The organism is Paenarthrobacter sp. NPDC089307 (assembly GCF_040685055.1).
Classification (GTDB): domain Bacteria; phylum Actinomycetota; class Actinomycetes; order Actinomycetales; family Micrococcaceae; genus Arthrobacter.
On sequence record NZ_JBFBHE010000004.1, the window covers coordinates 340937 to 352638 of the forward strand.

10 protein-coding genes are annotated in these 11702 nt (G+C 63.6%); 2 read left to right on the forward strand and 8 right to left on the reverse strand.

Annotated features, from left to right (window positions below):
• Positions 1-17: 17 nt before the first annotated feature.
• The 4 genes from hisN to AB0N72_RS11890 form a co-directional block, all read right to left on the reverse strand.
• On the reverse strand, positions 18-842 hold the full coding sequence (gene hisN / locus AB0N72_RS11875; protein WP_363930596.1) for a histidinol-phosphatase: 825 nt from the start codon (positions 840-842) through the stop codon (positions 18-20).
• Positions 843-912: 70 nt separating this feature from the next.
• The gene (locus tag AB0N72_RS11880) at positions 913-2028 is read right to left on the reverse strand and encodes a ribosome small subunit-dependent GTPase A (RefSeq protein ID WP_363930597.1); all 1116 of its coding nucleotides are present in this window, start codon (positions 2026-2028) and stop codon (positions 913-915) included.
• 2 nt (positions 2029-2030) lie between these two features.
• A complete protein-coding gene (aroA, locus tag AB0N72_RS11885) occupies positions 2031-3398 on the reverse strand; it encodes a 3-phosphoshikimate 1-carboxyvinyltransferase (RefSeq protein ID WP_363930598.1) in 1368 nt (455 codons plus the stop codon).
• Positions 3399-3404: 6 nt separating this feature from the next.
• Positions 3405-3920 (reverse strand): DoxX family membrane protein, encoded by a 516-nt coding sequence (locus tag AB0N72_RS11890; protein ID WP_363930599.1) that lies wholly within the window; start codon positions 3918-3920, stop codon positions 3405-3407.
• A 179-nt stretch (positions 3921-4099) separates the two neighbouring features.
• On the opposite strand from AB0N72_RS11890, the gene AB0N72_RS11895 reads away from it, so the two are divergent.
• Entirely contained in the window at positions 4100-4903 is an 804-nt protein-coding gene (locus tag AB0N72_RS11895; protein ID WP_363930600.1) for a sigma-70 family RNA polymerase sigma factor, read from the forward strand.
• Positions 4900-5160 carry a mycothiol system anti-sigma-R factor gene (gene rsrA / locus AB0N72_RS11900; RefSeq protein ID WP_363930601.1) on the forward strand — a complete coding sequence of 87 codons (261 nt, stop codon included), beginning with the start codon at positions 4900-4902 and terminating at the stop codon, positions 5158-5160. Before AB0N72_RS11895 ends, rsrA begins: the two co-directional genes overlap by 4 nt.
• A 299-nt stretch (positions 5161-5459) precedes the next feature.
• On the opposite strand, the gene AB0N72_RS11905 is transcribed toward rsrA, so the two are convergent.
• The 4 genes from AB0N72_RS11905 to AB0N72_RS11920 all read right to left on the reverse strand — a co-directional run bounded on the left by AB0N72_RS11905 (position 5460) and on the right by AB0N72_RS11920 (position 11573).
• Positions 5460-6074, reverse strand: coding sequence for a PadR family transcriptional regulator (locus AB0N72_RS11905; RefSeq protein ID WP_363930602.1), 615 nt, complete (start codon positions 6072-6074; stop codon positions 5460-5462).
• Positions 6074-6922: a DUF4097 family beta strand repeat-containing protein gene (locus tag AB0N72_RS11910; protein WP_363930603.1), complete on the reverse strand. Its 849-nt coding sequence runs from the start codon at positions 6920-6922 to the stop codon at positions 6074-6076. The genes AB0N72_RS11905 and AB0N72_RS11910 overlap by 1 nt, the downstream gene beginning before the upstream one ends.
• Positions 6923-7030: 108 nt before the next feature.
• On the reverse strand, positions 7031-7630 hold the full coding sequence (locus AB0N72_RS11915) for a GDSL-type esterase/lipase family protein (RefSeq protein ID WP_014922202.1): 600 nt from the start codon (positions 7628-7630) through the stop codon (positions 7031-7033).
• Positions 7631-7769: 139 nt separating this feature from the next.
• Positions 7770-11573: a multifunctional oxoglutarate decarboxylase/oxoglutarate dehydrogenase thiamine pyrophosphate-binding subunit/dihydrolipoyllysine-residue succinyltransferase subunit gene (locus AB0N72_RS11920; protein WP_363930604.1), complete on the reverse strand. Its 3804-nt coding sequence runs from the start codon at positions 11571-11573 to the stop codon at positions 7770-7772.
• Between the last annotated feature and the right edge of the window lie 129 nt (positions 11574-11702).

Consider the following 11702-nt stretch of genomic DNA (forward strand, 5'->3'; position numbering starts at 1 on the left):
CGAAGGATGGCCGGGACTCAGGCCGGGGGCTGAAGCAGGTCATCCAGTCCGGGATTGAGCCGCTTGAGGACTTCCGAATGCAGGATGGAATTGGTGGCCAGGGCGTTGCCTCCAAACGGGCCGTCTTCGCCCTCCAGTGATGTGAAGCGACCGCCGGCTTCGGTAACGATGGGGACGAGGGCCGCCATGTCGTAGAGATTCAGCTCCGGTTCGCAGGCGATGTCCACAGCGCCCTCGGCCACCAGGCAATAAGACCAGAAATCCCCGTACGCGCGGGTGCGCCAGACGTCCTCGGTAAGGCCCAGGAATTCATCGAGGTTGCCGCGTTCCTTCCAGCCGGAAAGGCTGGAGTAGGACATGGAGGCGTCGGCCAGGCGGGAAACATTGGAGACCTTGAGGCGCGTTGCCGAGGCCAGGGACCTGCCCATGTACGCACCCATGTCCTTGGCGGCCCACCAACGTTTGCCCAGGGCCGGGGCGCTGACCACGCCGACTACCGGTTCGCCCTCGTCCACCAGCGCGATCAGCGTGGCCCATACCGGAACGCCGCGAACAAAGTTCTTCGTCCCGTCGATGGGGTCGATGATCCAACGCCGCGATCCGTGGCCGCTGCTGCCGAACTCTTCCCCCAGCACCGCATCGCGGGGACGCGAGCGTGACAACTGACCGCGGATGGCTTCCTCGGCAGCCTTGTCCGCATCTGTGACGGGTGTGAGGTCGGGCTTGGTTTCGATCTGCAGGTCCAGGGCCTTGAAGCGATCCATGGTCTGGGCATCGACGGAATCGGCGAGGACGTGGGCCAGGCGCAGGTCGTCATTGTAGGTGGAAGCGGGTTGGGTCATGCCACCAAACTATCCTGAAACGCCCGCGCCGGCTGGGAGGCTAAAGGGGAACCGTCAGTTGCCGGTGTCATCAGTTGACCGTGCCCAGTTCCTTGGCCTCTTTGGCTTCCATGCGTGGGTCTGCACCCAGCAGGCGTCGCAGCGAGGCCAGGCGCGCGACCCCCGACGGGCCTGCGTGGCCTTCGTTGACCCACGCGTCCAGTCCGCAATTCACGGCTGTGGCATCGTGCTTGCAGCCACGCTCGCATGCTTCGGTGCCGGGCTCGAGGTCCGGGAACGAATGCAGGATCCGGTCAGGATCCACGTGGGCCAAGCCGAAGGAACGGATGCCGGGGGTGTCGATGATCCAACTGCCGGACGGTGCATCCGCCAGCTTAAGGGCCAGCGCCGAGGACGACGTGTGCCGGCCGCGGCCGGTAACGGCGTTGACGCCACCGGTGGCGCGCTCGGCCCCGGTCAGTGCATTGACCATGGTTGACTTGCCAACACCGGAGTGTCCCAGCATCACGGTCACTTTCCCGCCCAAGTGGGACCGGAGTTGCGATACCGCTTCCCTGTCCAACCGGGCTGACAATCCGTCATCCGAGCGGGCGTCGATGCCGCCTGCTTCGGAATCGGCGGTGCGGCTGATGATCACCGGGAAATCGAGGCTGAGGTAGTTCGCCAGCAACTCGGCGGGATCCTTGACGTCGGCCTTGGTGATCAGCAGCAACGGCTCGATCCCGGCGTCGTAGGCGGCAACGAGCGCCCGGTCGATGAACCCGGTCCGTGGTTCCGGATTTGCGGCGGCAACCACCACTACGAGCTGATCGGCGTTGGCCACCACCACACGTTCGATGGGATCCGTGTCATCTGCGCTGCGGCGAAGCAGGGTCCTGCGCTCTTCCACCCGGACCAGCCGTGCCAGGGTGTCCGGGGACCCGGAGATGTCGCCCACGAGCGCCACGAAGTCGCCGGGCACAACAGGGTTTCGCCGGAGTTCACGGGCCCGGGCGGCTATGATGATCCGTTCGTCGGGGGTGTCTTCGTCCACGATGGCGCGGTAGCGCCCGCGGTCAACGGTGATGATGCGTCCAATGACGGCGTCATCGTGGCTGGGGCGGTCCTTGGTCCTGGGCCTGGAGCCCTTTTTGTTCGGACGGATCCGGACGTCGGATTCGTCCCAGGAACGTGCATCGCGGCCCATGGTTAGTTGCTGGCCCCATCCGTGGCGGCCGACTCAAGCATCTGCGCCCAAATGGCGGGAAATTCGGGCATGGTCTTGGACGTGGTGGCGATGTCTTCCACCTGCACGCCTTCGACGGCCAAGCCCAAAATGGCACCGGCGGTCGCCATCCGGTGATCGGCGTAGCTGTGCACCACCCCGCCGTGGAGAGCCGCGGGACGAATGACGAGGCCGTCGGCAGTCTCTTCCGCGTCCCCGCCGAGGCGGTTGATTTCGGCAACCAGCGCCGCAAGGCGATCCGTTTCGTGTCCACGCAGGTGCGCAATGCCGGTCAACCGGGACGGGCCGGTAGCCAGTGCACACAGTGCGGCAACTGTAGGTGCAAGCTCGCTGGTTTCATCGAAGTCGGCCCCACGGATCGACTCTCCGCCGGTCACGGTCAGCGTGCCGTCCTGAAGGCTGACGGTCGCTCCCATGGCAGGCAGGATGGTGCGCCACATATCGCCTACCTGCGTGGTACCCGTGGGCCAGTTCGGGATCCGGACCGTGCCCCGGGTGGCCAGGGCGGCAGCCAGGAACGGTCCCGCATTGGAGAGGTCCTGCTCGATCCTCCGGTCGAAGGCCTTGATGGTGCCAGGAGATACGCGCCAGTGGTTCGGCACGGAGTCATCCACCGCGACTCCGACGCTCCGGAGAACCTCCACCGTCATGGTGATGTGGTCCAGGCTGGGCACGGGCTTGCCGACATGCTCCAAGTGGAGGCCCTCTGTGAAGCGGGCGCCCACCAACAACAAGGCCGAGACGAATTGGGAGGAAGCGCTGGCGTCGATGACCAGGTGGCCGCCGCGGACCTCGCCGTTGCCCTCAACGGTAAAAGGAAGGGCCGACGGCGTCCTGCCGCCTTCGGCAGCTACCGGAACTCCCAGCGCAACCAGGGCCTCGATGATGGTGCCCATGGGCCGGTTGCGTGCATGCGGATCACCGTCAAAGACGGTGGCCCCGCTGCGCAGGGCAGCCAGCGGGGGAACGAACCGCATCACGGTCCCGGCCAATCCGCAATCAATGGCAGTCCTTGAGCTGGACGCCGAGGGATCCAGGGGAGTGATCTCCAGGTCCGGGCCGTAGTCACCGTCACCGGGAACCTCGGTGACGGTGGCACCCAACTGGCGAAGGGCCTGGATCATCAGGGCCGAATCACGGGAATGCAGGGGAGCGCGAAGGCGCGAAGGTCCATCCGCCAAGGCTGCCAACACCAGGAACCGGTTGGTCAGCGATTTTGAACCGGGAACCGTCACAGTGGCATCCACTGGCCCCTTGGCGTGCGGGGCGGGCCACAGGGGGAGGCCGGCGGCCTGTCCTGGTTCTGTATTGGTGGCGGTGGTACCTGTCATGCTTCCTTATGCTCCAACTGCGTTGTCTACGGCCTTGCGCACCGCTTTGTCTGCCTTCTTGATCTGTTTGCCGGTGACCTTGCGGGCATCGGCTGCCAGGTGCTCTGCCCGCCAGGCAATGCTCGGGCGGCCCTCGGTATCAACGGAGGCCAGCAGGACGCCACCGGTCAAGGAGATGTTCTTCAGGAGCTGGGCCTTCCGTGCGCTCCGGCCTTCCTTGGTGCTGATGTCGGCCGAACGCCATTCAACGTAGGAATTGAGCGCGGAGGTCAGGGCCAGCACAGTGGCTGCGAACCGGGACAGCTTGCCGAGTCCAAGCAGGGCCCCGGCGCCAAGCTGCGCACCACCCAGAACCCGTGCGAGGGTCTTTTCATCGGTCTTGAAGGGCAGCGACTCCGAAGCGCGCCGAAGGACCGGCGAGAGTTGCTTCGCGGTGTCGTCTGCGTTCTTGAGCTTGTCCAGACCTGCCACGACGAAGCTGGATGCGAGCATGGGCCGCGCGAGAAAACGGATAAAAGACATGTGTTGCCTCCTGGGTGGCTTGCCACACTGTTCGATGAGTGTTGTGTTCACGGGGTGCAGTCGGATCTAGTCTTGCACTTTTGCGGAATATTTACCCAGCGGTGGCCGTTGTGAGTTTCAGGTGCGGTGAAGACCGGACTGCGGCACGGTGTTGCCGCTCGCTGAACGGAGTTGGTTTTTTGACTTTGGTGAAGGACCGCATGGTTCTACCGGAGGCCGGGTACGGGGTGCAGCCGGATTCTCCCAAGCTGACAGTAGACTTGGCAACGATGAGCACCATTGAACCGGCCGCAGCGGCCATGTACGAAGCAGCCGACGCAACGGAAGATGACAACGGCCCTGAACAGGCCGCCGTCGACCTTGCAGCGGAGAGCCCGGAGCAGCGGCGCGAGCGTTTCGAACGCGACGCGATGCAGTACGTGGACCAGTTGTACTCGGCTGCCATGAGGATGGCACGGAACCCCTCTGACGCGGAAGACCTCGTCCAGGAGGCCTACACCAAGGCCTTTTCGGCTTTCCACCAGTACAAGCCCGGTACCAACCTCAAAGCATGGCTGTACCGGATCCTGACCAACACCTACATCAACCTCTATCGGAAGCGGCAGCGCGAGCCGCTGCAGTCCAACTCGGACACGATCGAGGATTGGCAGCTGGCCAAGGCCGAATCGCATACTTCGGCGGGCTTGCGCTCGGCCGAAGCCGAGGCGCTTGACCACCTGCCCGATTCAGACGTCAAGAACGCGCTGCAGTCCATTCCGGAGGAGTTCCGGTTGGCTGTCTACTTCGCGGACGTAGAGGGATATGCCTACAAGCAAATCTCGGAGATTATGAATACCCCGATCGGCACTGTCATGTCGCGGTTGCACCGCGGCAGGAAGATGCTGCGGGACATGCTGGCGGACTATGCCGCCGAACGGGGCTTCAAGGCCCACACCGAAGATCAGGCCGCGGCCGGAAGCAACAATCAGGAGAAAGAGAAATGAGCGACTGCCAGGGATTGGGCGATTGCGACGATACGCGAATGCAGCGGATCTATGAGTACCTCGACGGTGCGTTGACACGTGAGGACCTCACTGAGATCAAGCAGCACCTGGATACGTGCGGGGAATGTGCTGAGCAGTATGACCTGGAGTGCCTTATCCGCACCATGGTCAAGCGCTCCTGCACGGAATCCGCGCCAGAGAACCTCAAGAATTCCATCCTGGACAGGATCCATTCCATCAAGCCAGTTGATGCCTGACCCCGCCTCTGCTTCGGCGCAGCGTGGTCTGTGAGGGCGAACGCCAAGGGCCCCGGAAACCGTATGGTTTCCGGGGCCCTCGCTCTTAAGCCTGTGACGCTAAGCCGCTGGCTTAGGTGTTGGGACGCTTGCCGTGGTTCGCGCCGCCGCGCTTACGGTCACGACGCTTACGTGCACGCTTGCTCATAGCTGGCCTCCTTCAATGATTGATACTCAATAGAGCTGCCCTCCAGTTTCGCACATCAGGGTGCCGCGCCGCGAACCGGGACGCTCTGCACGGCAGCCCGCTACGCCGCGGGTCAATTGCCCAGTGAATTCCTGATGGAGATACGGGCCTGGTCCAAAACGGCCCGGACAGTTTCCAATGCGACGGGCGTCAGCGGACGTGAGGCTCCATGCTGGCGCAGCTCTACCCGGATATCGTCCCGGAAAGCCTGCACCATCAATTCAGCTTCTTTGAGGATGCGCTGGCCTTCCGGCGTGTAGCCGGCAGTGCGGCTTCGGAAGCCAGCGGAGGTGGCGTTTGTCCGGGCCGCTTCAGCAGTGGCTGCCAAGTCGGCACGAAGGCCCCGCATGTTGCTGCGGATGTCCTCCCGCAGGTCGTCAGCCAGCCGCCTGACGGACGCGCTGATGCTGTTCTCCACGTCCGCCAGCTCATCCTTGCGGTTTGCCAGTTCGGCACGTCCGGCCTCCGTGATGGAGTACTTGGTACGCCGGCCTTCCGTCTCGGTTGCTACGAGCCCTTCTTCTTCCAGCTTGCTGAGCCGTGGATAAATGGTTCCGGCGCTGGGGGAGTACGTCCCACCGAACCGGTCACCAAGGGCCTTGATCAATTCGTAACCGTGCTTGGGACCGTTCTCCAACAGGGCAAGCAAGTACAGGCGCAGGGCGCCGTGGGCGAACACGGGAGGCATCAGAGACCCGCTTCCCCTGGCGACTGCTGGCTGGTGTCCGGTGCGGGCGCGGATCCGTGGATGATGTAGGTCTTGCCGGATACGGTGTTGGTGCGCACCAGCATGAGCCTTTCATCCGGGCCCACTATGGTGTGGACGTTGCTGCCTGGTTGTGCGTACAGCTGGTCATCGATCACCACCGTTCCGCTGGCCGATTTCGCCACGATGTCCAAGCCGACGTTATGGGGCAGGCGGATGGTGAGGTCGCCGGAGACGGAGTTGGCTCCAAGATCGTTGGTGTAGTCCTGGAGATCAAAACTGAGATCCCCGCTGACTGTGCTGGCACGGACGCTTGTAAAGGTTCCCGAGGCCGTGACTTCACCGGAGACGCTTTTGGCGGTCAGGACGCCGTCGTGGTTCCTGGCGATGACCTCGCCGCTGACCGTGTTGACGTGCAGTTCACCGCTGGTGCCGTCCGCCATGACTGAACCCGAGACTGTGTGGAGGCGGGTCCGGCCACTGATGCCGGATACCATCCCGTCGCCGCTGACCGTCCCTGCCTCGACGTCGACGCCGGGTGGCAACGCAATCCCGACCACCACAGAGTTGGTGCTTGAGTTGTTGACGGTTCCCATCAGGTTCCGGAACCAACCCTGCGGACCCTGCAGTTGATGCCGGACTTCCAGGCGTCCGTCCACCAGCGTCACGGTCAGGGGGTCTCCGGTGATGTCGCTGACTTCGATGCGGACAAAAGGCTCATCGTGGGTGACGACGTCGAAGCGGCCCTTCACGATGCCCAGCTTCAGGGAGCGGACGTTGTCCACTTCAATTGTTTGCGGGCTTGTCACGGTCCATAGTTCGTCTGACATGATCCCTCCAAAATTGCGATATATCGCGTTGATGAAATCACGATATATCGCGAGTAGCAGGAAGGCAATGGTTTTCCGCGACGGCGACGGAGGAGCAGCCGGCTGCGGTTACTCCGGCTGGGCGATGTTAAGCCACTGGAACCAGCCGCGGTGCAGGACCAGCCACGCAATCAATCCATAGCCGGCCTGGCCCGGGGTTCCCCCGTTGGCCGCGAGGTCGGTCCGCCACTGCTCGTGGTTGAGCAACGGGGAAAAGGTGTCGACGTAGTGGTGGTTCCGCCGCGTAGTGACGTCGGCGAAGGCCGTGTTGAGCTCAGCGAGCCGCTTGTTCCGTGCAGGGTCAAGCGTCGGCGGCGGCCCAACCACGAAGACCTCGACACTGCTGTGGGAGGCGCCATCGAGGATGTTGGCGAGGTTCAGCCGGCTGCGTGCTGTCGACAGGCCAAATTCAAGGTCACGCCCCGAGAGGCCGATGACCAGCCTGTTCTCGTGGGTGTCGCTGAAGCGCCTCCCGGCTTCGTCCTGCCAGCGGGCGGCCAGGCCCTCCGTGCCTTCCATGGGGCAGGGGAGCGGAAAGCTTTCCACCACGACAGAGTCCTGGGGTGTGCGGGCCAGGACTCTTCCGAGCCAGCCCAGGGCGCGGGGATCCCCCAGGCCCGCGAGCAGTTCATCTCCTACAGCTGCGATGCGCAGCTTCCTGTCTTCCACGGTTACCTCTTCACACTCGTTACGGTCCTTGCACATTTTCCGGGTCGTCGGCCGGTTTTGGGACCGGGTACCTGTCCCATTAAACAGAACTGCCCGGCCCCAGGCGCGCTAATCGCTCCTCAGGCCGGGCAGTTTCGTTTTACTTGCGTTCGAATGCCTGCTTGATCAGGGCATCCTGTTCAGCGGCGTGGCGCTTCATGGAACCGGCCGCAGTGGAGGCCGACGCCGGACGCGACACCAGCCGGAGCTTGCGGTCGAGTTCCGGTGCCAGGTTCAGGCCCATGAACGGCCACGGACCCTGGTTGGCGGGCTCATCCTGTGCCCAGATGACGTCCGCGTTCGGGTACTTGGCGAGCTCGGCCTCAATGTCGGCCTTCGGCAGCGGGTACAGCTGCTCCACGCGGATGATGGCCGTGGAGGTGTCACCGGACTTCTGGCGGTTGGACAGGAGGTCGTAGTACAAGCGGCCCGAGACCAGGATGACCCGGTCCACGTTTGCCGGCTGGACTTCCGGATCGCCGATGACCGGCTTGAAGCCACCCGTCGTAAAGTCTTCGACGGCGGACGCGGCGCCCTTGAGGCGCAGCAGCTGCTTGGGCGTGAAGATGATCAGCGGCTTGCGCGGACGGCTGTAGGCCTGGCGACGCAGCAGGTGGAAGTGCGAAGCTGCCGTGGTGGGGTTCGCCACGATCATGTTGTCTTCGGCGCACATCTGCAGGAAGCGCTCGATACGTGCCGAGGAGTGGTCAGGCCCCTGGCCCTCGTAGCCGTGCGGGAGCATGAGCACCAGTGAGGAACGCTGGCCCCACTTCTGCTCTGCCGAGGAGATGAACTCGTCAATGATGGTCTGTGCACCGTTGACGAAGTCGCCGAACTGGGCTTCCCACAGGACAAGTGCGTCCGGGCGCTCCACCGAGTATCCGTATTCGAAGCCCATGGCTGCGTATTCGGACAACAGGGAGTCATAGATCCACAGCTTGGCCTGGTCGTCGGAGAGGTTGCCCAGGGGCAGCCATTCGTTGCCGTTGGCACGGTCGTGGAACACGGCGTGGCGCTGAACGAATGTGCCACGGCGCGAGTCCTGACCAGCCAGGCGCACAGGTACGCCTTCCATGATCAGCGAACCAAATGCTGCGATTTCGCCGAAGCCCCAGTCGATGCCGCCCTCGCGTGACATCTGCTCGCGCTTCTCCAGGAGTTGCTTGAGCTTGGAGTGGACCGTGAAGCCTTCCGGGATTTCCAGGTGGGCCTTGCCGATGCGGGCAAGGGTCTCGGCGGAAATCGCGGTGGACGTGGGGGCGTTGGTGCCGAAATCAGCCTGCTGGGCGATGGGACGCTCGATGTCCGAGACGGCCGCGGAGTCCGCAGTGATGATCGGGATGGGGGAAGTCTGGGCGGCGTGCGTCTCGGCAAAGACGCGCTCCAGGCGTTCCTGGTAGTCGCGGAGCAACTGCTCTGCTTCTTCCTCGGTGATGTCGCCACGGCCGATCAGTGACTCGGTGTACAGCTTACGGACCGAGCGCTTGGCTTCGATCAGGTTGTACATCAGCGGCTGTGTCATCGAGGGGTCGTCGCCTTCGTTGTGGCCGCGACGGCGGTAGCAGACCATGTCGATGACGACGTCCTTGTGGAAACGCTGACGGAACTCGTAGGCGAGCTGCGCCACGCGCACCACGGCCTCGGGGTCGTCGCCGTTCACGTGGAACACCGGTGCCTGGATCATCTTCGCGACGTCCGTGGAGTACGTGGACGAACGTGATGATGACGGCGCCGTGGTGAAGCCAACCTGGTTGTTGACGATCACGTGGATGGTGCCGCCGGTGCGGTAGCCACGCAGCTGCGAGAGGTTCAGTGTTTCCGCAACCACGCCCTGGCCGGCGAAGGCTGCGTCGCCGTGGACCATGATGGGCAGGACCGGGAAGGACTCACCCTGGTCCAGGCGGTCCTGCTTGGCGCGGACGATGCCCTCGAGGACGGAGTCGACCGCTTCCAGGTGCGACGGGTTTGCAGCAAGGTAGACCTTGGTCTGCTTGCCGTTGTCCGAGGTGAAGGTGCCTTCGGTTCCGAGGTGGTACTTGACGTCACCGGAGCCCTGGACGGAGCGGGGATCCTGCGTACCCTCGAATTCGCGGAAGACCTGTGCGTAGGTCTTGCCGGCGATGTTGGTCAGCACGTTGAGGCGGCCGCGGTGTGCCATGCCGATGGCGACCTCGTCCAGGCCGTCGTCGGCAGCATCGGAGATGACAGCGTCAAGCAGCGGGATCAGCGACTCGCCACCTTCAAGGGAGAACCGCTTCTGGCCGACGAACTTGGTCTGAAGGAAGGTTTCGAAAGCCTCTGCGGCGTTGAGCTTGGAAACGATGCGCAGCTGCTCTTCGCGGCTCGGCTTGGAGTACGGGTGCTCGAGCTGGTCCTGGAACCACTTGCGTTCGGCCGGCTCCTGGATGTGCATGTACTCAATGCCCGTGGTGCGGCAGTAAGCGTCGCGCAGCACGCCAAGGATGTCGCGGAACTTAAGCTGTGGCTTGCCACCGAATCCACCGGTCGGCCACTCGCGGTCGAGGTCCCACAGGGTGAGGCCATACGTCAGGACATCGAGGTCCGGGTGCTTGCGCTGCACGTATTCCAGCGGATCGGTGTCGGCCATGAGGTGGCCACGCACACGGTAGGAGTGGATCAGCTGCTGGATGCGGGCAACCTTGTTGATCTCATCAGCAGGATCCACCTGGAGATCGGGGCTCCAGCGGACGGGCTCGTACGGGATGCGCAGGGCTTCGAAGATTTCGTCGTAGAAGTTCTGCGCACCGAGGAGGAGCTGGTGGACAAGCTTGAGGAACTCGCCGCTGCCTGCGCCCTGGATGACCCTGTGGTCGTAGGTGGAGGTAAGGGTGAGGATCTTGCTGATGGCGTTCTGGGCGATGATCTTCTCGCTGGCGCCCTGGAACTCGGCCGGGTAGTCAAGGGCACCGACGCCGATGATGGCGGCCTGGCCCTTGGACAGGCGGGGAACCGAGTGAACGGTGCCGATGCCGCCGGGGTTGGTCAGCGAAACCGTGGTGCCGGCGTGGTCGTCGGCGGTCAGCTTGCCGTTGCGGGCACGCTTGATCAGGTCCTCATAGGTGTGCCAGAACTCCGCGAAGTCCATGGTCTCGGCCTTCTTGATGTTCGGAACCATCAGGAGGCGGGTGCCATCGGGCTTGGGCATGTCGATGGCGATGCCGAAGTTGACGTGCGCGGGCTGCACGGCGCTCGGCTTGCCGTCAATTTCGTCGTAGTAGACGTTCATCGACGGGAACTGGGACAGGGCGCGGACAACGGCGTAGCCGATGAGGTGCGTGAAGGACACCTTGCCACCGCGGGCACGGGCAAGGTTGGAGTTGATGACTACGCGGTTGTCGATGAGCAACTTGGCGGGAACGGCCCGGACGCTGGTAGCGGTGGGCACTTCAAGGCTGGTGACCATGTTGGTGGCGATGGCCTTGGCCGGGCCGCGGAGGACGGAAACAACGTCCTCTTCCGGCGCTGTCGGGGCCTTGTTGCTCTTGGGCAGCTGGGCAGGGATCGGCTGCGCAGTGGTGCCGGCGGCGGGCTTCTTTGCACCGTCCCGGGCAACTGTCGCAGGTTCTTTCTTCGCCGGAGCAGGAGCTGCCGGAGCCGCAGGGGCTGCGGCCGGTGCTGCTGCAGGGGCGGCCGGCGCCGGTGCCGGTGCCGCTGCAGCCGGAGCTACGACGGGAAGTACTTGGGTAGGGGGATTGGCAGCTGCTGGAGCTGCGGAGGTTCCGTTGGAAGAAGTGCCGTCAGCGGAAGCAAAGGATTCGAAGAGCGGCCACCATTTGGTGTCCACCGAGTTCTTGTCCTGTTGGTACCGCTCGTACAGTTCGTCAACGAGCCACTCGTTTCCGCCAAATTCCTCTGGTAGACGGTGGCTGGGCTGCTCTGGCACTTGAAATACGCCTCTTCCATGAGTGTTGTTTTCCCGCTGGCCATTGTTGCTTTTCCACAACAATGGGACAGGGTCCGGGTCCCGCGAACTCAGACCCCTGACAGTCTAGTTAGGATCGTTGGTTAACTG

What these genes read in the sequence shown, in the direction of transcription:
- aroA (WP_363930598.1), bottom strand. Translation starts at nt 3,398, where the DNA reads ATGACAGGTACCACCGCCACCAATACAGAACCAGGACAGGCCGCCGGC.
- AB0N72_RS11890 (WP_363930599.1), bottom strand. Translation starts at nt 3,920, where the DNA reads ATGTCTTTTATCCGTTTTCTCGCGCGGCCCATGCTCGCATCCAGCTTC.
- rsrA (WP_363930601.1), top strand. Translation starts at nt 4,900, where the DNA reads ATGAGCGACTGCCAGGGATTGGGCGATTGCGACGATACGCGAATGCAG.
- hisN (WP_363930596.1), bottom strand. Translation starts at nt 842, where the DNA reads ATGACCCAACCCGCTTCCACCTACAATGACGACCTGCGCCTGGCCCAC.
- AB0N72_RS11880 (WP_363930597.1), bottom strand. Translation starts at nt 2,028, where the DNA reads ATGGGCCGCGATGCACGTTCCTGGGACGAATCCGACGTCCGGATCCGT.
- AB0N72_RS11905 (WP_363930602.1), bottom strand. Translation starts at nt 6,074, where the DNA reads ATGCCTCCCGTGTTCGCCCACGGCGCCCTGCGCCTGTACTTGCTTGCC.
- AB0N72_RS11910 (WP_363930603.1), bottom strand. Translation starts at nt 6,922, where the DNA reads ATGTCAGACGAACTATGGACCGTGACAAGCCCGCAAACAATTGAAGTG.